Source organism: Paenibacillus prosopidis (assembly GCF_003337375.1).
GTDB lineage: Bacteria > Bacillota > Bacilli > Paenibacillales > Paenibacillaceae > Pristimantibacillus > Pristimantibacillus prosopidis.
Map to the genome: position 1 here is coordinate 69,303 of NZ_QPJD01000019.1, position 22,964 is coordinate 92,266.

The 22,964-nt window shown below is 50.3% G+C and carries 24 protein-coding genes; 18 read left to right on the plus strand and 6 right to left on the minus strand.

Features of this window, described 5'->3' with window-relative positions; translation table 11 throughout:
- Positions 1 to 126 precede the first annotated feature (126 nt).
- The 10 genes from DFP97_RS24910 to DFP97_RS24955 are packed head-to-tail and all read left to right on the plus strand — an operon-like array spanning position 127 to position 10,527.
- Positions 127 to 1,296, plus strand: coding sequence for a P-loop NTPase family protein (locus tag DFP97_RS24910; RefSeq protein WP_114383369.1), 1,170 nt, complete (start codon positions 127 to 129; stop codon positions 1,294 to 1,296).
- Positions 1,286 to 2,521 (plus strand): TadA family conjugal transfer-associated ATPase, encoded by a 1,236-nt coding sequence (locus DFP97_RS24915; RefSeq protein WP_425453559.1) that lies wholly within the window; start codon positions 1,286 to 1,288, stop codon positions 2,519 to 2,521. The genes DFP97_RS24910 and DFP97_RS24915 overlap by 11 nt, the downstream gene beginning before the upstream one ends.
- Positions 2,518 to 3,381, plus strand: coding sequence for a type II secretion system F family protein (locus tag DFP97_RS24920; protein ID WP_114383370.1), 864 nt, complete (start codon positions 2,518 to 2,520; stop codon positions 3,379 to 3,381). Before DFP97_RS24915 ends, DFP97_RS24920 begins: the two co-directional genes overlap by 4 nt.
- A gap of 15 nt (positions 3,382 to 3,396) precedes the next feature.
- On the plus strand, positions 3,397 to 4,281 hold the full coding sequence (locus tag DFP97_RS24925; RefSeq protein WP_114383371.1) for a type II secretion system F family protein: 885 nt from the start codon (positions 3,397 to 3,399) through the stop codon (positions 4,279 to 4,281).
- 26 nt (positions 4,282 to 4,307) lie between these two features.
- Entirely contained in the window at positions 4,308 to 4,493 is a 186-nt protein-coding gene (locus DFP97_RS24930) for a Flp1 family type IVb pilin (protein ID WP_114383372.1), read from the plus strand.
- A gap of 12 nt (positions 4,494 to 4,505) precedes the next feature.
- Positions 4,506 to 5,228: a TadE/TadG family type IV pilus assembly protein gene (locus tag DFP97_RS24935; protein WP_114383373.1), complete on the plus strand. Its 723-nt coding sequence runs from the start codon at positions 4,506 to 4,508 to the stop codon at positions 5,226 to 5,228.
- A 25-nt stretch (positions 5,229 to 5,253) separates the two neighbouring features.
- Complete coding sequence (locus tag DFP97_RS24940; protein ID WP_114383374.1) at positions 5,254 to 7,521, plus strand: hypothetical protein; 2,268 nt, start codon at positions 5,254 to 5,256, stop codon at positions 7,519 to 7,521.
- Entirely contained in the window at positions 7,487 to 8,458 is a 972-nt protein-coding gene (locus tag DFP97_RS24945; RefSeq protein ID WP_114383375.1) for a TadE/TadG family type IV pilus assembly protein, read from the plus strand. The genes DFP97_RS24940 and DFP97_RS24945 overlap by 35 nt, the downstream gene beginning before the upstream one ends.
- 24 nt (positions 8,459 to 8,482) lie before the next feature.
- Complete coding sequence (locus DFP97_RS24950; RefSeq protein ID WP_114383376.1) at positions 8,483 to 8,995, plus strand: A24 family peptidase; 513 nt, start codon at positions 8,483 to 8,485, stop codon at positions 8,993 to 8,995.
- Positions 8,996 to 9,024: 29 nt separating this feature from the next.
- Complete coding sequence (locus tag DFP97_RS24955; protein ID WP_181873671.1) at positions 9,025 to 10,527, plus strand: DUF6382 and FHA domain-containing protein; 1,503 nt, start codon at positions 9,025 to 9,027, stop codon at positions 10,525 to 10,527.
- 2 nt (positions 10,528 to 10,529) lie between these two features.
- Here the strand turns inward: DFP97_RS24955 and DFP97_RS24960 are convergent, their stop codons facing one another.
- From DFP97_RS24960 to DFP97_RS24970, 3 genes are all read right to left on the minus strand, one after another.
- Positions 10,530 to 11,438, minus strand: a complete 909-nt coding sequence (locus DFP97_RS24960; RefSeq protein WP_114383378.1) for a TIGR01777 family oxidoreductase — start codon at positions 11,436 to 11,438, stop codon at positions 10,530 to 10,532.
- A gap of 25 nt (positions 11,439 to 11,463) precedes the next feature.
- A complete protein-coding gene (locus tag DFP97_RS24965; RefSeq protein WP_114383379.1) occupies positions 11,464 to 11,949 on the minus strand; it encodes a hypothetical protein in 486 nt (161 codons plus the stop codon).
- A 170-nt stretch (positions 11,950 to 12,119) separates the two neighbouring features.
- Positions 12,120 to 12,557 carry a DUF2621 domain-containing protein gene (locus tag DFP97_RS24970; protein ID WP_114383380.1) on the minus strand — a complete coding sequence of 146 codons (438 nt, stop codon included), beginning with the start codon at positions 12,555 to 12,557 and terminating at the stop codon, positions 12,120 to 12,122.
- Between the two features lie 99 nt (positions 12,558 to 12,656).
- Here DFP97_RS24970 and DFP97_RS24975 point away from each other — a divergent pair, with 99 nt between their 5' ends.
- The 5 genes from DFP97_RS24975 to DFP97_RS24995 all read left to right on the plus strand — a co-directional run bounded on the left by DFP97_RS24975 (position 12,657) and on the right by DFP97_RS24995 (position 17,987).
- Positions 12,657 to 13,787 (plus strand): deoxyribonuclease IV, encoded by a 1,131-nt coding sequence (locus DFP97_RS24975; RefSeq protein WP_114383381.1) that lies wholly within the window; start codon positions 12,657 to 12,659, stop codon positions 13,785 to 13,787.
- 30 nt (positions 13,788 to 13,817) lie between these two features.
- Positions 13,818 to 14,720: a formyltetrahydrofolate deformylase gene (gene purU, locus DFP97_RS24980; RefSeq protein WP_114383382.1), complete on the plus strand. Its 903-nt coding sequence runs from the start codon at positions 13,818 to 13,820 to the stop codon at positions 14,718 to 14,720.
- 163 nt (positions 14,721 to 14,883) lie between these two features.
- Positions 14,884 to 16,902, plus strand: a complete 2,019-nt coding sequence (gene tkt, locus DFP97_RS24985; protein WP_114383383.1) for a transketolase — start codon at positions 14,884 to 14,886, stop codon at positions 16,900 to 16,902.
- 50 nt (positions 16,903 to 16,952) lie between these two features.
- Positions 16,953 to 17,270, plus strand: coding sequence for a pyrimidine/purine nucleoside phosphorylase (ppnP, locus tag DFP97_RS24990; protein ID WP_114383384.1), 318 nt, complete (start codon positions 16,953 to 16,955; stop codon positions 17,268 to 17,270).
- A 195-nt stretch (positions 17,271 to 17,465) separates the two neighbouring features.
- Complete coding sequence (locus tag DFP97_RS24995; protein ID WP_114383385.1) at positions 17,466 to 17,987, plus strand: DUF420 domain-containing protein; 522 nt, start codon at positions 17,466 to 17,468, stop codon at positions 17,985 to 17,987.
- Positions 17,988 to 18,044: 57 nt separating this feature from the next.
- Here the strand turns inward: DFP97_RS24995 and tatC are convergent, their stop codons facing one another.
- Entirely contained in the window at positions 18,045 to 18,794 is a 750-nt protein-coding gene (gene tatC, locus DFP97_RS25000; RefSeq protein WP_114383386.1) for a twin-arginine translocase subunit TatC, read from the minus strand.
- Between the two features lie 24 nt (positions 18,795 to 18,818).
- Positions 18,819 to 19,055, minus strand: coding sequence for a MerR family transcriptional regulator (locus tag DFP97_RS25005; RefSeq protein ID WP_114383387.1), 237 nt, complete (start codon positions 19,053 to 19,055; stop codon positions 18,819 to 18,821).
- Positions 19,056 to 19,395: 340 nt separating this feature from the next.
- Here DFP97_RS25005 and DFP97_RS25010 point away from each other — a divergent pair, with 340 nt between their 5' ends.
- From DFP97_RS25010 to DFP97_RS25020, 3 genes are read left to right on the plus strand one after another with little or no spacing between them, the layout of a single operon-like run.
- Entirely contained in the window at positions 19,396 to 21,000 is a 1,605-nt protein-coding gene (locus DFP97_RS25010) for a flavin monoamine oxidase family protein (RefSeq protein ID WP_114383388.1), read from the plus strand.
- A gap of 48 nt (positions 21,001 to 21,048) precedes the next feature.
- Positions 21,049 to 21,618 (plus strand): RidA family protein, encoded by a 570-nt coding sequence (locus DFP97_RS25015; protein WP_245976590.1) that lies wholly within the window; start codon positions 21,049 to 21,051, stop codon positions 21,616 to 21,618.
- A gap of 47 nt (positions 21,619 to 21,665) precedes the next feature.
- Positions 21,666 to 21,857, plus strand: a complete 192-nt coding sequence (locus tag DFP97_RS25020) for a twin-arginine translocase TatA/TatE family subunit (protein WP_114383389.1) — start codon at positions 21,666 to 21,668, stop codon at positions 21,855 to 21,857.
- A 125-nt stretch (positions 21,858 to 21,982) separates the two neighbouring features.
- Here DFP97_RS25020 and DFP97_RS25025 read toward each other — a convergent pair whose 3' ends face one another.
- Entirely contained in the window at positions 21,983 to 22,876 is an 894-nt protein-coding gene (locus DFP97_RS25025; RefSeq protein ID WP_114383390.1) for an NAD(P)-dependent oxidoreductase, read from the minus strand.
- Positions 22,877 to 22,964 lie beyond the last annotated feature (88 nt).

The following is a 22,964-nucleotide window of genomic DNA, read 5'->3' on the forward strand; positions in this document are numbered from 1 at the left end:
AATATGAATATGGTAAATTTTTAACAAGTTAACTTTCAAACACGGAAGCACCGTATTAGGCTGCAGATTTCTGCGCCTTTTATGGTGCTTTTTTTGTGTTTTCGGAGCTGAAGGGAGGGGAAATAATTGAAGAGATATCAGCTTGCTGTTGCGGTGAAGGAGCAGGAATATATGAGACGGTTAGCGGACTATGTCCGCGAAAGTCCGCTTGGCGAGCAGTGGCAGGTAACGGCCTTTACGAATGCGGAAGCCTGTAAGGAGTACGTGAAGCAAGGCTACAGTATTGATTTATTGGCTGCGCAGCCGGAGTTGTTAAATGAGTTGAAGGAAAGGCTCCCTAATGTTCCGACTGTTGCGCTAGTGATGAAGCCCGGAGAAAGCAAGGAGGAGAATGAGCTGCAGCAGTTTCAACCGCTACCATTATTGCTTCAGCGTTTATTCGAGTTCCATGCGGCTGCTGCCGGCAAACTAGCGCATACAGCTGCAGCTGTCGAGGAGGCTTCAGGGGTGCAGGTTATTTCCGTTTATTCGGCATCGGGCGGCGTCGGGAAAACCGCATTGGCGCTGCATTTCGTGCATGCTGCGAGCTCACACCGCTATCGAACGTTTTATTTGAATTTGGAACGGTGGCATACGTCGGATGTATGGCTTGGGCGGATGCAGGCTGAAGGCAGCAGCGAGGGAGAGGGTGAAGGGGAAGGGGAAGGGCTTTCCGAGCTTCTGTACGGTTTGAAATCTCAGCCAGACCAAGCCTTGAGATGGCTCATGGAGCATCGCAAGCGGCATCCGCTGCTGAAGGGGGATTATTTGGCAGCTTGTACGAATCCGGAAGACCGGATCACCCTTGGAGCGGAGGATGCGCTTAGCATAGTGAATGTTATTGCCGGGAGCGGACATTACGATCTCATCGTCATTGATTTGGATGACGGACTGGATGAACTGCACACTGCTATTTTTGAGCGATCCGATGAGGTGCTATGGGTTCTAAACGACGATGCTTCCATACGCAGGAAGCAAATGATGGCATTACGGTACGGTGAGCAAAAGTGGGGCAAGAGGTTTGAACGGCTATCGCACAAATTTATATTTGTGAAAAATCATGCTGCTTCTACGGCGCAACCGATAGCGAATGAGCTGGGCGGACTGGCATGCGCGCCTGTTCCATTGCCAGAGGTACCGGAATGGCGCGGAGAAGCAACTGTAACGCTGCTTTCTTCCCCTTTGTTTCGGGCTGCGGTGGACCGGCTGTTTAAATACATCCTGAAGGAAGGAGGCGAGGGGGTTGCTGACCGATGAAACAGTGCTCGAGCTGCGTAACAAGGTGCGTTCGCGGATTGATTTTAGCGGTGAGTTATCCGACGACAGCCTGCTGCGAATTGCTGAGGAAATCGTGTTCGAGTGGTGCGAATGCAATCCGCTCACCGCAACGGATAAGGTTAAGCTGGTACGCAGGCTGTTTCATTCGTTCAGAGGCCTCGATATATTACAGCCGTTAATGGAGGATGCTTCGATTAGTGAGATTATGATTAACCATCACGCAGAAATTTTCGTTGAACGGAAAGGGCGGATGACTCTGCTTCCCGTATCATTCGAAAACAGGGAGCGGCTGGAGGATCTGATCCAAACCGTCGTAGCCAGCGTAAACCGCGTCGTGAACGAGTCATCGCCGATTGTCGATGCCCGTTTGAAGGACGGCTCAAGAGTGCATGTCGTGCTGCCCCCTGTAGCCTTGAAGGGACCATGTATGACGATTCGAAAGTTTCCCGAGCAGCCGCTCACGATGGAGCAGCTCGTATCGATCGGGTCGTTGACTGCGGATGCCGCAGCTTTTCTTAAGGATATCATCGGGGCGCAGTACAACATATTCATAAGCGGTGGTACCGGAACTGGCAAAACGACGTTCCTAAATGCGCTTTCGCAGTTTATTCCGAACGATGAACGGATCGTAACGATTGAGGACTCTGCTGAGCTGCAAATTCGGACAATGCCTAATTTGGTTTCAATGGAGACGCGTAACGCGAATACGGAAGGCAAGGGGGAGATAACGATACGCGACCTCATTCGTGCTTCCCTCCGCATGCGGCCTAACCGTATTATCGTCGGCGAGGTGCGGGGCGGAGAAGCGTTAGATATGCTGCAGGCGCTTAACACAGGACATGCTGGATCTATGTCGACGGGACATTCGAACGGTGCCAAGGATATGATGGCCCGTCTGGAAACAATGGTGCTTAGCGCAGCGGACTTGCCTGTGCAGGTCATCCGTCAGCAAATCGCCTCGGCAATTGATATCGTTATTCATTTATCGCGGTTTCGCGACCGATCGCGCAAAGTAACTGAAATATGTGAGATCACAGGAGTAGAAGCGGGTGAGGTACAGCTTAATCCGCTGTTCCTGTTCGAGGAGCAAGGCGAATCGGATGGGCAGGTGCTTGGCGGGCTGAAGCGGACAGGCAACCGACTCGCGAGAACGGACAAGCTAGCGTTGGCCGGGAAGAGCATGAGCGGGGGAATGGCTGGATGAGCAGCTGGAATCGTTTGAATAGCCTGAACAGCCTGACGGCTAGACGTATTCAAAGGGGACTTGAATGGTGCGGCTGGGAGAGCGATGCCGCTATAGCAATCATTCGAGCAGGCCGTGAATTGACGAATTACGGGCAATACCGCTTGAGTCGGCAACAGTTTATTGCTGCTGCTGCCGTTGGATCCTTAGTTATATTTGCTGCATTCTACTTATTCTATCATTCGATTACTGTTTCATGTATGGCAGCCATACTCGGAACGCTTGCCCCGCGTTATAGGCGGCGAACACTTCTACTAAGACGAAAGGAACGATTGAAGCTGCAATTTAAGGAAGCGCTATTTTCATTAACTTCATCGCTTGCAGCCGGACGCTCGCTCGAAAATGCTTTTCTGTCAACGCTTGATGATTTGAAGCTGCTTTATCCCGATCCGCGAACGGAGCTGCTGTTGGAATTTCAAATTGTCCGCTTTCGTCTAGAGAATGCCGAGCCGCTGGAGTACGCGCTGCGAAACTTCGCCAATCGGGCGGAAATCGACGAAATCACACAGTTTGTTGATGCGCTGGCAGCCTGCAAACGCTCAGGCGGAGATTTGCTTGAGGTAATGAAACGAACCTCGATCATCATCGGTGAGAAGCTGGGAATCGAACAGGAGATTTCCGTCATGATCGCCCAGAAAAGGTTCGAGTCGCGCATAATGATGGGCGTACCATTCGTCTTTCTGGCCTTCCTGGGCTTTGCTGCACCGGATTACATGGCCCCTCTATATGGAGGAGCCGGATACGTATTGCTGACGATAGCGCTGCTTCTCCTGCTCCTATGCTTCTGGTTCATGGCAAAAATGATGGGCATACGGATGTAGAAGGGAGGCGGATGGATGACTGCTGCAGTCGCCGCGACTATTCTTACTGCAATATGGCTTTATATCGTTGGCGTAAGAGCTATGCACGTTGTTTGGTCCCGAGCTATGCAAAAGGGGACCCATACCAAAAAAACGGAGCCTTGGTTTCAACAGAGCATCATGATTGACCCGTTTGCACGAATTTTGGAGCGGCTTCATTTGTTCGATTCCTTACAGCTTCCGCTCGGCAGCTACCATATGAAGCTGCTTATTTTGAATGGCAGCGACTGGACTATAGAGCGAACGAAGGCAAATGTTGCTGCTTCTGTCAGTAACGGCTATGCGGCCTTAACCGTCTGCGCATGGCTCAGTTTTCTTGCTAAGGAGCAATTGCTGCTTATGATAGGCATCGTATTCGGCAGCTTGCTTGCCGTACGGCCGATCATTGAAGCAGGTCGTAAGGTCGAGCAGCGCAAGCAGCTGATCATTATAGAGCTGCCGGAAATGCTTAGCAAGCTCATGCTGCTCGTAGGCGCCGGTGAAACGGTGCAGCATGCGTTGGTACGCTGCTTGGTGTTGAAGGAAACGGACAAGCACCCGCTTTATAAGGAGTGGAGCGATGCGGTTGCATCACTTCGCAACGGGCAATCGTTCAGCTCCGCCATGGAGAGATTTAACCGAAGGTGCGCCGTTCAGGAGGTTTCTATATTCACGACAGTGCTGCTGCTTAATTACCGCCGCGGAGGCGAGCATTTTGTACTCGCTTTGCGAGAGCTGTCCTATACGCTGTGGGAGAAGCGAAAGGCAATAGCGAGGACACGGGGCGAGGAAGCCTCCTCCAAGCTTGTGTTTCCCCTTATAGGTATTTTACTTATATTAATGATTTTAGTAGCTGCGCCGGCAGTGCTTCTAATGTCTTAACCAAACAGGGAGAGGAAGATGGGACGATGAAAAAGCTAGGTCATGCTCTACGGTCATTTTGGAATGAGGAAGACGGACTTGGAACGCTTGAAATCATTTTAATTATTGCGGTTGTCATTATAATCGCGCTTTTGTTTAAGGACTGGATTGTTGAGCTGGTCGAACGGCTAATGGGCAAAGCGGATGATGAGGCTGATAAAATTTTTAGTTAGCGGGTGGCGGCGGTGAGAGGGCTAAGACTTAGAAAGAGGCTGCTGCATTGGTTAAAGAAGGAGCAGGGCAGCTTTACCCTGGAATCGACTTTCGTATTTCCAATGCTGATGGCAATCATTCTGCTATTTATTCTCTTCGGCATGTACATGTATCAGAAGGTCGTGCTGTATTATGCAGCTTCGGCAACGGCTGAGCGTGCGGCCTTCAGCTGGGATAACAGCTACCGCGATCCGAGGAGCGGCATGCTTGCGGATTCGAAGTATGACGGTTTATATTGGCGTGTCGGAGAGGATGAAATGCTCACCAGCTTGTTTGGAATGGCAGGCGATGCTGCTGATGCATCAGTTGCTCTTCCGCTGGAAATTCCGGATGGGGAGAATAAGTCCGAATTAGCCGGGCGCAAAATGGAGCAGTCGGTCCTGTGGATGAAGCAAGCAGGGCTTATGTACGAGGGTAAAATCAGTTATTCGCGCGGCGCATTAAAACGATTGATCGAAGTAAAGCTGAAGCAGCCGTTATCGGTGTCTTTAGAACAAGGCTGGTTGAAGCGAGAACCAAAATCGGCAGCCTCGGCTTCTATTGTTGATCCTATGGAGTTTATTCGAAGCGTTGATTTGGTGCGCTATTATTCCACGAAGTTTGCGAATAACGGAGGCGGAGCAGCACAATCCAAGTCTCAGGCGGGCAAGGTTCTTGCTCCTTACAAAGGGGCTGCAGAAGCTGCGGCGCAGTGAAAATGAAGGGAGGTGCAAGGCGGGGGTGGTTGTTCATAAAAGGAATATGACCGAATGCATTCGCCAGCTAAAGAGGCTTCTTTTACGGGATGATGGTGCGGTAACGGTGTTCGCGGTTATCGTCCTCTCTTCGCTCCTGCTGTTCTTCTCTCTGCTCATTGATTATGCAAGAATTGCTGCTCTTCATAAGCTGAGCGAAGATGCTGTCCGCTCGGGAGTGCGGTCTGTCCTTTCCGCATATGATTCCACGTTATATGAGAGATACGGCTTGTTTGGCCGCGGAGGAACGGAAGGCCAGACGATTTTTGCCGAAGCCATGAATGCGAATACAAAAGGCAGCGCCTCTTCGGCGAAGCAAACGCTTCAGCTTGTTCGTTCGAAGGTGGAAGATTCATCGCTGCATACGGCTGCAGTTCTTGGGAGTCATGATGTGTTCGCCAGACAAGTGCTCGAAGAAATGAAATATAAGGCACCGGTTGATTTTACACTGGAGCTGGCAGCGAAGTTTGCACCGATGGCCGGAGCCATGAAGGAATCTGCTGTAACGATAGGTCTACTGGAAAGGATGCGCAAGCTATATGAGAGGCGGGAAGCACATTTAGCCCGGGTTCTTCAACTGCAGCAGCAGGCAGCGGCAGCAATAAGCGGCAGCGGTATCGATGCTATGATCCCTGTGCAAACGACAGCGTTAGCCTCTGGCGGCGATACGGCCTTGAGCATTGCCAGTGAGTACAGCGCGTATGCGGCTCATGTCATACATGATCAATCGCCTCCGAATGACGGTGATGCGAAATATACGAATGAGATTGAAGCGTACGAAGAGAAAGCGAGATCGGCAGCCATAGAGCTGCGGCGGCAGAGCGCTGCGATGCTGAAGCAGCATGTTAAGCTTCAAGGAGAGGCTTTAAAGGAATGGGAATTGGCTAGGACGCTTAACGAGGATATGCAGCAGCTCGTTCAGCAAGCCAATCAGTCACCGCCCGATACGGGCTATGATAAGGTGTCAAAAAGTAAGGTCACCGGTTCCGAGCAGCATCAAGTACCGGCAGGCTCCGCATCCGACATTGAGCAAGTAAAGCAATCTGCGGATGAGCTGGTTTTGTCTGATAGTTGGTTTGTCACATACAAACAGGAGCTGGAGGAGCAAGGGAGTGCTGCTGCTGCGCTCGATATGGAGGCTGGTGGTTTTCAATCGAATATTTCAGCCTCGTTGTCGAAGCCGGTCATTAATCCATCAGCAGATGCATTGCTTGAAGGCGTAACAAACTTGCGGCTTGCCTACGGGATTTATGGGGAGAGGTACATTCGTCCAGCATCCATTATGGAGAAGCGAAAGCAAACGCTCGAGAGCAGCAATTTAAAAGCACAACTGAAGCAGCAGGAGGAGCAAGCCGGATCATTATGGAAGCAGGCACGCGGCATGCTTCACGGTTTGACGGCTGTGCCTCAAACGGAGGAGCATATTAAGCTCTTCGAGCAGGTGAAGAGGCGTTTCGACGCTAACCTGTTGTTCAGTCAACAGTCTGCTGAAGCGGTGAATGCTGTGACTGGTACAGAGCAAGCAAGCGGTGCACATGAAGCTGCGGAGCAATCGACGGTACTTATGGAAGGCTTATTCACCGGGATGGCAGGTATGCTCGAGCGAACCAGAGACTCACTCTATTTCGGCGAATATGTTGTTCATCGCTACGCATCCTTTGCTCCGCAAAATCTGCGTACCATGATCATTGAAGGAGATACGACTGAGCTGTCCCATGCCATTTCCTTCAATAATCAAGAAGCGGAATATGTCCTTTATGGATTTCACAATCCTGTAGGAAATATAGCTGCTGCATATGGGGAGCTGTTTGCCGCCCGATTGGCTGTGCGGATGATGGAAGGGCTTATTGAAAGCAGATCGCTAGGCCATCCTTTGCTAATTTTATCAGCAGCTCTTATTTACGGCTTGGAAAAGTCGATCGAGGATATGCTGGCGTTCACGGAGCGGGGTACAGCTCCCTTGTCCAAATTTGTGAAGGTCGAGCTTGCTTATACGGATTATCTAAGGCTGTTCATGCTCATGCACAGCGGAAATGAGGCAGTGAGGCTGGCTCGCATGATTGCCGTTATTGAACAAAACAGCGGAACGATTTTGTCTGCCGTTCCTAGCGCTGTGACGGGAGAAGCGCTCGTGTCCACGGAGCTTTGGTTCGTTCCTGGACTGATGCGAGTGTTAGGACGTTTCGGACTTTTGGAAGGAAAGGTTGTCGGCAACCGTTATGAGACAACGCAAACCATTGGCTGGTCATATTGATTGCCGACGCCGAACCAATGAACAAGGCTCAATCGTAGTAGAAGCCGCATTAGTAATGCCTTTAATCATCGTTGTACTGCTAGTGTTTGTTGTGCTTATCCGTCTTTGCGCCGCACAGATGGCACTTCATTCTGCTGCCTCGCAAACCGTAAGGCAAATTGCTGTTCATATTCATCCCGCGAATTTAGCCTGGGAGCAGGCAGCCGCCAGCAAACCGCTGTCGGCACCGGTCATAGGGCAGCTTTCTTCATGGAGTGAGATTGCTGCGGAAGCTGCGGAATGGCTGCCGGCGCCAGCCGGAGGGTTAGTTTCGTCCGCGCTTCGCGGCGACTTTCGTCCCTTGCAAAATATGGCTGCAACTGAAATTGGCCGCACTGTAGTTGAACCGTTAATAAGAGAATTCGCCGACAAAGCGATCATAGATCCTGAACGGCTAAGACTGCAATTGTTATCATTGCCTGATTTGACCAAGAGCGATGAGCCCTATTTGGCAATAGAAGTGGAATATGACTTTCCCCTCAAGCTTCCGTTTTACGGCAAGCCGATCGTTCTCAAGGAACAGGCTGCCGAGCGTGTGTGGGTAAGCGATGCTGCTCCTGCAAGGTACGGCATGGAAAGCGGCACCGATAACGTTATTCCGCTGAAAATTGTTTCCATAGAACCGACGCCGCTTCGCCCTGGCAGGAAGGCAACCGTCATTGTGAAGACGTCTCCAGGCGCTGCTGTATCATTGGGTGTCATGTACAAAAGCGGCTCGAGCAAAGCAAAGCATCTGGGAGCAGCGTCTGCCGACGCAAATGGATTTGCGCAGTGGACATGGCACGTTTCCGGCAATACGACCCCTGGAGTGTGGCAGCTTACTGCCTCAGAGGCCGCTAATCCAAACAATCAAGTATCGATGCACTTTGTAGTAGAGAAGAGCAGTGAAAGCCAGTAGCAGCTGGTCAGGAGGGAGCGGGTAATGAACATCGTTCAAACAGCAGCAATCACCTTATTTTTAATTATCGCTTTTATCACAGATGTCAGGGCGCAAATTATTCCGAATCGATTAACGGTAAGCTTCTTCGCGGCCGCATGTATATACCATATAGCTGTAAATGGAATGGCTGGAGCAGCTGCGGCAGCTGGGGGTGCAGCAGCAGGCTTTGTTCCACTTCTGCTTCTCCACCTTGCGAAAGGTATTGGAGCGGGGGATGTAAAGCTGTTTGGAGCGCTCGGCGCGTGGGTAGGCGTTTGGACCGTACTGCAAATGATGCTGTATGCCATTTTGTACGCAGGGTTAATCGGGGTATGTTTTGTTTTCGTTAATCGCTCTTTTGGGAAAAAGGTCACTGCTGGAGTAACCTCATTTATCGTTCCCGGATTAGGCTGGAGAAAGCACCAGTGGCTGCAATGGGCCGAATCAGGCAAAAAGTTTCCGTTTATGCTGGCGGTAGCACCTGCTGCTGTTACCGTATGGTCAATGATAAATTAAGTCATCACATGAGAAAGGAGACAGGTAAAATGAAAAGCTATCGAATTGATTTTGCTATGAATCGCGGACATGAAATGATATTGGACCGAGCTGAAGGCATACATAGAAACGAATTAGACGAAATCGAGCTGAACATGCTTCACGGCCAGAGAATACCTTACTTACTGCCGATTGATTGGTTTGAGCTGGATGGTAAAGTTACATTTCGTTATGAGCTGACAGGCAAGAAAATGCTTTTACACCGTCTTCAGCAGCAGACGCTCACGATGGATCAATACTATCTGCTCCTTTTAGGTGTTACGGATGCATTAAATGAGTGCAAGCATTACATGCTTCGGCCAGAAGGCTGCTTGCTCGATGACCAATACATATTTATCGGAGAGCAGCTGCATGACATTCGGCTGGTATATATACCTTTGAAAGGCAATGGCGGAGAGCAGCCGAAAGGTTCAGGAGATTTACTCTCTTTGATCGTAAGGTGGACTTCCTATATAGGACAAATTGATGGAGAAGGATTAAAGCGTGTTTTGCATCATTTAAATGCATCGAAATGGCCGCTCGCTGAGCTGCGGGCGACGCTGCTGGATTTGATTGGCGGCCATCGCTCAAAATCTGATAATCAGGAAGAGCCGCGCCAACTTTATCAGCAACAGGTCATTGAACCGCAGCAACAACAGATGATGCAGCCTACGCGCGAATCCCATGCAAAACCAAAGCCCTTCAGCAGCTCTGTTACTGTCAAAAGCACATTTGATGATATTCCATATGTGGAGGAGGAGGAACAGGATAATCAAGTAACCAAGAGGAACTGGCTGGTTACTGCGGGACTTGCAGTCGCTATAGCATGTGTATGGCGGTTTATACATTTAGCTGCACCAACACGTCAAAGCTTGCTGATCAGCGCAGGCATTACCTTGCTGCTGATCATTGGTGTTTTACTCGTATGGCGCAAACGTATAAGCCAATTGCCATCCTTAGAAGAAGAGCAAATCGAGATGGAGCAGCATTTGCCGGATTCGGCGCCTTTTGCAAAGCTTCACAATTGGCATACAGAGGATGAGCTGAATGAATCTACCCTAGTAAAATCACGGAATGACAGGAGTGAAGGTAGTGTAGAGATGCCGGAAAACACCCTGCATGTTGTGGCAGCCAATCGGCCTCTTCCGCTTGCTGAGCCAACGGTACTGCTTGAGGCGGAGCATCAGAAGCAATTGCCTCGCGAGCAGATAGCATGGCTCAAGCGATGCTGGGATGGACAAGAAACGAAAATCGAGCTGGTAGAGCATTGCTTTAAAATCGGTAGAGGAGGAGAACAGGTAAGCTATGCGGATCCTGCTAACGGAGTGTCCCGCATTCATTTGGAGATTGAGTACTTAAATGGGGAGTATGGAGGAAAGGATCTTGGCTCTAGAAACGGAAGCCTGCTAAATGGTCAAACGATGATCCCATACAAGACTTATAAGCTTGCGACAGGAGACGTCATCCAACTAGCAGGCTATAAGGGTCCTACCTATGAGCTGAAATCAGGATGAGATTATGCTTTGCTTCGGCCAAACAATTCGAGCATAGCGCTGTCGATGGTCGGGTAACGAAAGATAAATCCGTTATCGAGCGCTTTGCTTGGCAGTGCACGTTGTCCGTAGAGAACCATATCAGCCATTTCACCTAACAACGCACGCACAAAAACCGCCGGAACGGGAAACCAGTGAGGTCTTCCCATCGCCTTGCCTATCGCGCGGCCGAAAGCATCATTTGTCACCGGAACTGGCGCGGAAGCGTTGACTGGACCTTTGATATGGTCATTGTCTAAACAGAACAAGATGAGCCTGACGATGTCTTCGAGATGAATCCACGATAGCCACTGCTTTCCGATGCCGATTTTGCCGCCTCCGAACAGACGGTAGGGGATCGCCATTAACGGAAATGCGCCAGCCTGTTTGTCCAACACGACGCCGATACGCAGCTTGACAATACGCTCAGCTGGTATAGCGTCTGCCGCTTGCTCCCACTTTCTTATTACTTTCGATAAAAAGTCAGTAACCGCGGTCGGGCTTGTTTCATCAAAAATACCGTCAGCCGAAATGCCATATGCCGAAATGCCGGATGCATTTATGACGAGCGGCGGCGTGTGCTTTTGCGTTATAAGAAGCTCAGCGATGCGGGATGCTGCCGTTAGCCTTGAATCAAGAACACGCTGCTTCGCTGCGGCTGTCCATCGTTGATTAATGGTCTCACCCGTGAGATTAACAATTGCGTCCATTCCTTCTAGAAATGATGGATTGGCTGCAAGCCCGCTCCACGTAACATGTTGGAGACCGGCACGAGTGTGCTGTGCCTTCGGGATCTTTCGAGAAATAATCCATACCTCGTCGTTTCTCGCCAGCAAAGCCTTCGTCAGCGCACTTCCGATAAAGCCTGTCCCGCCGGCAATTGCAACACGCATCCTGCTTTCGCTCCTTCTACAACCGCTATTTAATCTGTTCGATCTTGACGAGCCAATACTGCTTGAGCTCGGTTTCGCCTTCAATTGCCTTTTCCGTATACTCAAAGGCTACTTTCGTATCGGAAGGCAAATTTTCTACCGTGCTTGCAAGCTCCTCCGTTATCTGAAGGGGCATAGCCCCAGCTTCCGTTTCAATCTCAATGGAGTGCGAGTCCGCCAGGCCGATAAAGGTTCCTTCTCCGCGTTTGACTTCATCTGGGGCAGGATCCTCTGCATCACCGCTGTTGTTCGTATCCGCAGTTGGTTCAGGTGCAGAGACATCAGGCTCAATTACTCCGCTTTCGTCAGGCAGCTGGTCGACCACCGGTCCCTCGGTTACAGTACCTTGCTGCTCATTGGACGTATTCGTTGTCTCAGCACCGCTGCAGGCTGATGCGGCGAGCATAACAGCTAGAAGAACTGCTCCTGCTGTAGCTGCTTTTTTGTTTCTTCTTCGCTTTGATGTATTCATCAAAAACACCTCCTGTAGTTTTAAACGAAATAGGCGCAAGTAAGGTTACATTTTATATTTAACCCTCAAAAGGTGCTACGACGCAAAAGCTGCATGGTCCCATAGGATACGTCGGCCGTATGGTTGTTCAAAAACACAAATGAGTTTAAGCCGCTCGAAGCGGCCTAAACTCATTTGTTGAGTAGATGCTTATACGGTCCGTAGTCGATTCCTTGCCGGTCAAGAAAGCTGACCAGACTGCGGTAATCACGTTTCGGAGTGGCGCGTATGTAGCCTTCGATGCAATGCTCGCGCGTAACAGACGATGCACCATGTTCAATCGCCACTTGGCCGATTTTGGCGGCGATGGAATGTTTAGCTATATCGCGAAAAGCGCTTGGCACCGGGGACACGAGCTCGTCGAGCAGCTGCTTGGAATCATCAGTCCACATGCTGCGGCTCCGCTCAACCCAGTAATTTTGCCAATCGAGCTTGGACTTGCCGTCCCGCATCGGAAGCACCTTGAGAAATTTTCGAAACATGAAAAAACCGCCAATCGACATAGCGCCAACCATGACGACCGCCCAAAAAACGATAAAATACATGAACCAATCAGGCGCAAATTTCATATGTGTCGTTCACCTCAATAATGAATTATACCGTATTCCTAGATTTATTTCGACATTCCTTGTAAAATAAGGTTTGATCAACCGAAAGGGGCGTAATTCATGTTAAAAATAGGTTCCCATGTATCATTTTCGGACAAGGGGCTGCTCACGGCGGCTCAAGAAGCAGTATCATATGGTTCAAGCACATTCATGATCTACACCGGCGCGCCGCAAAACACCAGACGGAAGCCGATCGACACCTTATATATTGAAGAAGGCAAAGCGCTTATGGAGCAATCGGGTATTAATGAGATTGTAGTTCATGCGCCGTATATTGTGAATCTGGGCTCGTACAAGGGTGATACGTTCGAGCTCGCGGTTTCTTTCCTTCAGGAAGAAATTCGCCGTACCGACTACATTGGTGTCCGTAATATTGTCCTGCATCCCGGCGCTTATACAGATAAGGATGCCGAATACGGCATTGCCCGTATAGCAGAAGGGCTAAACGAGGTGCTGTCGGGTACGAAAGAAACGAATGTCAACATCGCGCTTGAGACTATGGCAGGCAAAGGTACGGAAATCGGCCGCAGCTTCGAAGAGCTGGCTGCTATCATTGACAAGGTTCACGACAATCACCGTTTGACTGTATGTATGGATACTTGCCATATGCACGATGCAGGCTATGATCTAATAAATGACTTGGATGGTGTGCTTGAGCATTTCGACCATGTTGTCGGCTTGGACCGTGTAGCGGTTGTCCACGTGAATGATAGTAAAAATTCGCGAGGAGCAGGCAAAGACAGGCACGCTCCGGTTGGCGCAGGCTGGCTTGGACACGATGCCATCCGTTCCATCGTGCATCATGACGCGCTCAAAGGAAGGCCATTTATCCTAGAGACGCCTTGGATCGGCAAAGAAGATAAATTGGAACGTCCGATGTACGAGGCGGAAATCGCTTTGCTCAGCGGTAATGCCGGCAGTCGCTTTGGCGATGAGTTCTTCGAAGACGTGGAGCGCCTGCATCACTTTTTTGGCAAACAAGAGATTGATCCAAGATTATTTATTCTTTCCACTTGGGAGCTGCTCAAAAACGACGCAAAAGCGAAAAAAGCAGATCCGCGCGAGCCGATGGAGCGTTTGTATGACCTTCTCGTTGCTGGCGGAGCATTAACTTCCTCATTAACAGAGGAACAAATCAATCAACGGATTACAGCATGGTTTGCCGGCAAACAACTGCTGGCGAATGTTTAGTAATTGTCATAGGAAGGAAGTTTAAAGTTCATGTCATCTCAATCTATCTCACCCGAAAATACGAAGCAACCAAGCGGACCCAGCGGCCGTGCGCGCATGCTGATCTCTTGTCCTGACCGCCCGGGTATCGTAGCGGCCGTATCACATTTCTTGTATGAGCACGGAGCGAATATCGTGCAGTCGGATCAATATTCGATGGATCCGGAGGGCGGAATGTTTTTTATCCGCTTCGAATTTGATCTGAACGATTTGGATAAAGAGCTGCCTGTGCTGGTTGAAGATTTCGCAAGAGTTGCCGATCGTTTCGATATGAAGTGGCATACGTTCCGCGCCAGCCGCAAGAAGCGTCTTGCCGTTTTCGTATCGAAAGAGGATCACTGCTTGCTTGAGCTGCTGTGGCAGTGGAAGGCTGGAGACCTCGATGCCGATATCTCAATGGTTATTAGCAATCATCCGGATATGAGGGAGCTTGTCGAGTCGTTTGGAATTCCCTACCACCATATTCCGGTTACGGCCAGCACGAAGGCAGAGGCGGAACGCGAGCAGCTGGAAGTGGTTGCGGACAAGGCGGATATCATTGTTCTGGCCCGCTACATGCAAATCATTTCGCCGAAGTTTATTGAGCAGTTCCCGAACCGCATCATAAATATCCATCATTCGTTCCTTCCGGCCTTTGTCGGCGGCAAGCCATACGCACAAGCATACACCCGCGGCGTGAAAATTATCGGAGCAACGGCGCATTACGTAACGGAGGAGCTTGACGGCGGTCCGATCATTGAGCAGGACGTGCAGCGTGTAAGCCACCGCGACAATGTGGATGATTTAAAACGGATCGGACGCACCATCGAACGCGTCGTGCTTGCGCGCGCCGTGAAGTGGCATATCGAAGATCGTGTAATCGTACACCAAAACAAGACTGTCGTATTCAATTAACTGTATCTTTATACGGGATTTCTATTTTTTATGATGGAAAACATACATTCAGAGTGATACAATATTCAAAGCTATTGTGTACTGGTATGACGCTGTATCGTTATTGAGAAACCATATAACGAGGGTGACATTAGATTAGACTAGATCATAGGAGGAAATTGGAATGACTGTTACACAAAAATCGATTGAACAGCTTTCGATCGATACAATCCGTACTCTCGCAATCGACGCTATCGAGAAAGCAAAATCAGGCCACCCTGGTATGCCTATGGGCGCTGCACCAATGGGATATCAACTATTTGCAAAAAACATGAAGCATAACCCGTCGAACCCTACATGGATAAACCGCGACCGCTTTGTTCTCTCGGCAGGTCACGGCTCGATGCTGTTGTACAGCCTGCTTCACCTTTCCGGATACGATCTGCCGCTTGAAGAGCTGAAAAGCTTCCGTCAATGGGGATCGCTGACACCGGGACACCCTGAGTTCGGCCACACGGCTGGCGTTGATGCTACGACTGGTCCACTGGGACAAGGTGTTGCGATGGCAGTTGGTATGGCAATTGCGGAAGCACAGCTTGCGGCTACTTATAATAAAGAAGGTCACGAGCTTATTAATCACTTCACGTATTCGATTTGCGGCGACGGCGACTTGATGGAAGGTATTTCTCACGAGGCTGCTTCCTTCGCGGGACACCTCGGTCTCGGCAAATTGGTTGTACTATATGACTCGAACGACATCTCGCTTGACGGTGAACTGAGCCTTTCATTCTCCGAAAGCGTTCAAAAACGTTTTGAAGGCTACGGCTGGCAAGTGCTGCGCGTAGAGGACGGTAACGATCTGGGTGCACTGTCCAAAGCAATTGCTGCGGCTCAAGCGGATCTGTCCAAGCCGACTTTGATCGAAGTGAAGACGGTTATCGGTTACGGCAGCCCGAATAAAGGCGGCAAAGGCGGTCACGCAGGTACTCACGGGTCTCCGCTTGGCGCTGACGAGACTAAGCTTACTAAGCAAGCCTACGGCTGGTCGGAAGATCTTGAGTTCCACGTACCTGATGAAGTTAAAGCTCATTTTGCAGAAGTGAAAAAGAACGGCGAACAAGCAAACGCTGAGTGGAGTGCTAATTTCGCGGCGTACAAAGAAGCTTATCCTGAGCTTGCCGCTCAATTCGAGACTGCGGTATCCGGCGCATTGCCAAAGGGCTGGGATGCAGATCTTCCTAAATACACTACAGAAGACAAGCCGCTTTCGACTCGCGTAGCTTCCGGTAACGCGCTGAACGGCTTGGCGAAAAACGTGCCTAACCTCGTTGGCGGATCCGCTGACCTGGAGAGTTCGACTATGACTCACCTGAAAGGCTTGCCGCAATTTAAGCCAGGCAGCTATGACGGCCGCAACATCTACTTCGGCGTTCGTGAGTTCGGAATGGCTGCTGCTATGAACGGTATCGCTCTTCACAGCGGGTTGAAAGTATTCGGCGGTACGTTCTTCGTATTTACCGACTACCTGCGTCCAGCTATCCGGCTTGCTGCTCTAATGAAGCTTCCTGTCGTTTATGTTTTGACGCATGACAGTATTGCTGTCGGTGAAGACGGCCCTACGCATGAGCCGATCGAGCAGTTGGCTTCGATCCGCATCATTCCAGACCTGACGGTTATTCGTCCTGCTGACGCTAACGAAACTTCCGCTGCATGGGCTTACGCTGTTGAGAATACAGGCAACCCGGTAGCGCTTGTTCTGACTCGTCAAAACCTGCCGATTCTTGAAGGCACAGTGAGCAACGTTCACGAAAACGTACGCCGCGGCGCTTATGTTGTATCCGATGCAGCAAACGGCAAGCCTCAAGCGCAAATTCTTGCAACCGGCTCTGAAGTACAGCTGGCGGTAGCAGCTCAAAAAGCTTTGGCGGAAGAGGGCATTCAAGTTCGTGTCATCAGCATGCCGAGCTGGGATCTGTTCGAGAAGCAATCGAAGGAATACAAAAATTCCGTCCTGCTTCCTGAGGTTAAAGCTCGTCTGGCTATCGAAATGGCTCACCCATTTGGCTGGGAGCGTTACACGGGAGATCAAGGCGACATTCTTGCCATCGACCGTTTCGGCGCATCCGCACCTGGCGATCGCGTAATTAAAGAGTATGGCTTTACGGTTGAGAACGTTGTTAGCAAAGTGAAAGCAATGCTGTAATAACGGCATCAAGCCTTAGCATCCGATAGATAAAGGGGATTATTTCTACCATGTCTCAATTCGAAAATGTAACAGTCGTCAAAAAGGCTAACGTCTACTTCGACGGTAAAGTAACGAGCCGCGCTGTTTTGTTCGCGGACGGCACGAAAAAAACACTCGGCATCATGCTGCCGGGCGACTACGAGTTTGGAACGGACTGTCTCGAAATTATGGAGATTTTGGCTGGCGATTTGAAGGTGCTGCTCCCGGGCGAAACGGAATGGCTGCACATTCAAGGCGAAGGCGAATTCAAAGTGCCTGCGAACACGAAGTTCAAGCTTCAGGTTGCTGAAGTAACAGATTATTGCTGCTCGTACATCTACGAGTAAGCAAGGCATACCAGGAAGAAGGCTGCAACGCTTAGGCGCTGCAGCCTTTTTCCGTTCTTGCAGCAGGTATAGGTGAAAAAACGCCGAAAATTCGATATTTCGTGACAAAGAACGGCGGAATCGAATTGTTTTGGCAGGACGTATCGGATACAGTTAATACAAGCTTAATGTTATTCAGACTGGAGGATTCCGATCATGAAGAAAAAAAACTATACGCCGCTCATCGCCATCCTGTCGCTCGTTCTTGTTGCAATTATCGCAGTGCTGTTCTTCCTGCCGGCTTACGAGGGCGAGGTTCACTTTGATGTCACGATTTTGCCGCTGCTGAACGCGATCTTCAATTGCTTTACGTTCATCACGCTGCTTGTGGCGCTAATCGCCATTCTGAAGAAGAACGTACGCATGCATCGCGCATTTGTCGGGGCTGCTTTCACGTCCACAACCTTGTTCCTGGTTTCCTATGTGACGTACCATTACTTGACGGAATCGACGAAATATGGCGGGGAAGGCGTGCTGCGCGGCATCTATTTCTTCGTCCTGCTTACTCACATCGTGCTAGCCATTGTCGTAGTACCGCTTGCGTTGATGTCTGTTGTCAGAGGGCTGCAGATGAACGTGGAGAAGCATCGGCGGATTGCCAGATGGACGATGCCGATCTGGTTGTATGTTAGCTTCACGGGTGTTGTCGTATATCTTATGATTTCTCCTTATTATTGAAAAAAACAGTCAAGGCCGCCGGGTAGATCCCGGCGGCCTTGACTGCATATAAAACCGTTAAACGGCCGTGCTTGCGCCTTCTATAAGCTCAAGCCTCCTGCGGTGCACAGCCCGTGAGAGGAATACGCTGGTCTCATAGAGTGCCACAAGCGGGATCAAGATGATAAAGGCGGAGACAAAGTCAGGCGGCGAGATCACGTTGGCGACGATAACAAGAATGAGATAAGCATAACGCCGCGATTTCTTAAGGCGCTCAGGTGTCAATAAGCCGATTTTGGTCAGGAACATGACGATAATCGGAAGCTCAAAAGCGACGGCGATCGGCAGGACGATGTTAATCATGAAGCTGAAGTACTGGGTAACGCCGTAGGTTTCGACAAGATTCATCTTCTCGGACACATCAGTGATGAAAGAGAAGCTCATTGGCAGCACGACATAGTACCCAAAGCTCAGTCCAAGAAGCAGGCATATAACGCTGTAAGGGATATATCTGAGTGCGGCGCTGCGTTCGTGCTGGTGAAGACCTTTCTTGACGAAGCCCCAGATCAAATAAAGCGTGACGGGCAAAGAGGCGGCGAATGCGAATACGAGCGCAACGCTCATATACATGCGGATACCATCGAAGGGTGAGAAAACATTCCATTCGAGCGTCGAAGCCGGCGGTGTGCTTTTGATATAATCGAGTATGACCGGAGATAAAGCAAGGCCGACAGCAGTGAAGACGGCGAATACGGCAATAATCCAAATCAGCTGTCTGCGAAGCTCGATGATATGCTCCAATAACGGCATGATTGTTCGTTTGCTCATTAAGATGCACATCCTTTCCGAGTATTAGGAACGCACATGATGATGAGCAAGCGACTTACGAAGCTCGTACGTATGGAAGCCATCTTGAAGCTTCGTATGAATTTCCTTAAGAATGTCCACATCCTCGAATGAGAACTTCCTGGCTCTGCCCTGCGTCCTGTCGGGGAATATGAGCTGCTTCTCCTCGTAATAACGAATCTGCCTCTCCGTTAAGCCGGTTAATTCGCGAACCGTTCCGATAGTCATCACTTTACTGTTCATTGCTTCGCCTCCTAGAACATTTGAAAATAAGTGGGTGCTTTTCTGCATACAGATGATAGGTTTAGGTTAGATATTCTAACAACAGATTGGCTTTGATGGAGATTTTAGCAGGCTGTATGTAAAATAACAATGGTCTTGATGGACTACAGTTCTCAAATATGGCAATTATAACCTGATTCTTATAGGTGAATATGACTATAATTGACTTGTTTATCAATAAGCAAATAAGAGATAAAGAATATTTATGTAAGTTTTTCTGACATAACAATAGTGTCTGTTCTGCAGTCCATGTTATCTTGTCGGTGTGATACATACAAAGCCGACGAATGGAGTGAGCGGAATGGAGTCGACGAAAACGCCTGGTGAGATGTCAAGGCGGCAATTTCTGAGCACAGTGGGAAAGCTCGGTGGAGGGGCGGCCGTATTCAGTGTAATGGGTACACTTGGGCTGCTGTCCCCGGAGACGATGAAGGCAGCAGATTTCGTCCCGCCGGATGGGAACGAGCTGTCGATGAGCAAGCGCGGCGGCAAAAAAATTATTATATTAGGCGCCGGCATCGCTGGGATGACCGCCGCTTACGAGTTGGGGCAAGCCGGCTACGATTGCACGATTCTTGAAGCACGCGCTCGTTCGGGAGGACGCATCTGGTCTGTGCGCCGCGGCACAACGGTCGCTGAAGTAGGGGCTTCGAAGCAAGTGGCGCGCTTCGCGGACGGCTTATATTTTAATGCAGGCCCGATGCGTATTCCGCAGTTCCATGTCACGATGGAGTACATCCGGAAGTTCGGTATTCCGATTGAGCCGTTCAATAATGTGAATGAACACGCCTATTACTATAACGAGAATGTAGGCGAGCTGTCCGGGAAAAAGATCAGGAAGCGCGAAGCGAAAGCGGACGTTCGCGGATACGTAAGCGAATTGATGGCCAAAGCGGTTAACCAAAACGCACTGGATATGCCGCTCACCGCAGAGGAGAAGGAGAAGCTGGTTGCCTATCTGCGCTCGGAAGGTGGTCTGGATGCCGATCTGTTCTATAAAGCCTCTTCGCGAGGCGGCTACAAGGATGAGCCGGGCGCGAGGCTCGATGCCGGTGTTGTCCGGGATCCGTTCAGCATGAAGGCGATCCTGAATTCGGGCTTCGGCAATTACTTTAGCAGCGAATACAGCTATGACCAGCAAATGATGATGTTCCATCCGGTCGGCGGCATTGATGCGATCCCAAATGCTTTCGAGAAACGGCTGAAGGGCAAGATCAAATTCCATTCCGAGGTTATTGAGATTTTGCAAAGCGACACGGGCGTTACCGTTCATTATAAGGATCTTGCTTCAGGAGAGGAGCGCAAGATCGAAGGCGAATATTGCATTTGTACGATACCTTTATCCGTGCTGAAATCGATCAAATCCGATTTCTCTCCTGAGATGAAGCAGGCAATCGACAGTATCGGCTATGCGTCTGCGGGCAAGATCGGCCTGCAGTTCAGTCGCCGATTCTGGGAAGAGGACGAGCAAATCTACGGAGGCAATACACTTACCAACATGGATATCACTTCGATCTATTATCCTCCGACAGGCTATATGCAGAAAAAAGGGTTGCTGCTAGGTTACTATACGTTCGGCGCAAATGCAGACAAGCTGGGTGAGATGACGTATCTTGGGCGGGAAGCGCATGCGCTGCAGCAGGGTGCAAAGATTCATCCGCAATATCACAAGGAGTTCGAGGCTTCTTTCTCCGTTGACTGGAAACGAATCAAGTATAATCTCGGCGGCTGGGTATCGTATACGGGAGATCAGCGCACAACGGTATATCCGACGCTATGCAAACCGGACCGGAGAGTCTACCTCGCGGGTGAGCATATGAGCTATATTACGGCATGGATGGCAGGCGGCATCGAGTCGGCCCGCGCAGTCGTCACCGATATTCATCAGCGCGTTATGAAAGAGTAAGCAGGCGGATCCGTATCGGATCATGAAAATATAGGAGGAATGCTGGATATGGAAATGAAGATCAAGATGAAGCGCAATGCGAAAATAGCTGTCGGAGGCATCCTATTGTCATGTTTCCTGGGGGCATCCGTCTATGCCAGCGCGCTGACGCCTAATAAATTACCGTTAACGCCAGTCCACGAGCCTGAATTCTACGGAAGCCCGAGCTCGTCAATCTCAAGCGCGGTGGCTATACCGGCGAGGACGGCGACATTCTCAACGAGCGGCACTGTTCCGCCGCTGCTGAACAAGGACGGCAAGACGGTGTACGAGCGTTACGGTGATACGGAGAAGCAAGGGGAAGGGATACTTCTGAACATCGAGAAGCAGCTTATGGAGCAAGGGCTTACCATGAAGGATGTAGTCTATCTCCGGGTGTACATTACCCCAGACGCTGCCAAGAAGGGGGAATTCGATTATCAAGGCTGGTTCAACGCGTATGCGAAGTTCTTTAATACGAAGGACAATCCCGTCAAGACGGCGCGTTCCACAGTCGGCGTCGCAAGCCTGGTCAACAAGGATTGGCTGATCGAGATTGAGGCGGTAGCTGCTTATCCGATCCCTCACAATCAAGATTAAGCGCAGAAGCCGTGCACTGTACAATAAAGAAACGGAGATGATGGTTGATGCTGCAAAGTATTGGTTTGCCAGGACTTATAATGATTCTTGTAGTGGTATTAATAATATTCGGACCGTCCAAGCTGCCAGAGCTGGGCAGAGCAGTAGGACGAACGCTGCATGAGTTCAAGTCGTCAGCCAAGGAACTTGTCGCAGAGACGAAAGACGATGTCATTGAGAAACAGGAGGTTGCTAAGTAGCGATAAACAAAGGGTTGCCTCGATTGTAGACAAATCTACTCGATGGGCAACCCTTTATTTGTGTTTGTAATGGTCACTGTAATGGTCTCTGCCACGGTTGTGGCGCAGACGCCTCGGAAGGCTCCCTATGCTTTATCGCCAAGCTTGCGGCCGATCCATTGCTCATAGGCTTGGGCTACGCTGCACATATCCAGCTCGCCAAGGCCCATGCTGTCTCCGATCTGGAACTGGCTCTTCGCCGCCTCCAGCATTGGCGTTGGCACCTTCAAGCCGTCCGACAGGACGGAGCTGAGCTTCAAGTCCTTCAGCATCAGCTCAAGCGAAAATTGAACATCGTAATTGCCTTCGAGCAGCTTAGCGCCTTTGAGCTCAGCTGCTTTGCTCGCTGCACCGCCCGATTGGACGAGCTCGATGAACGAGGCGCCGTCTATGCCGCCTTTTGCGGCGATCGCCATGCCTTCTGCCAGCGCGACAACATTGATGCCAACGATCGTGTTATGAGCAAGCTTCGCCACCGAGCCGTTGCCGTTGGCGCCCATTGGAATAACCTTGCGTCCCATTGCAAGCAAGACGTCCTGGGCTCCGTGAAGTGTCTCTGCCGGCCCGCCTACCATAAAGACAAGCGTTCCGCCCTCTGCGGCCGGCTTGCTGCCTGTTACCGGAGCGTCGAGGAACGAGGCACCGAGGCTCTCCGCTGCAGCCGCGAGCTCCTTCGCCAAAGTCGGCGAGATTGTGCTGCAGTCAATGAGCGTATGGCCTTTGCGAGTTCCGGCGAAGATGCCGTTCTCGCCCCAATAGACCTCGCGTATGGCCGCATCGTTGCTAATCATCGTAATAACGACCTCCGAGGCTTGCGCCACGGCAGCCGGGCTGTCCAGTTCTTTCGCGCCAAGGGCGGTTAGCGAGGCAGCTTTGCCCGGCGTACGATTATATACCGTCACCTCGAACCCTTTTTGCAATAAATTTGCCGTCATGCCTAAGCCCATAACGCCAAGTCCGATAAATCCTACTTTTATCATTGCTTTTCCCTCCACGCCTATTATGTATTTTCCTACGATTATACATGGTCTTCATGAAGAATTCATTCTTCGTACGCTTGTGTTTGAC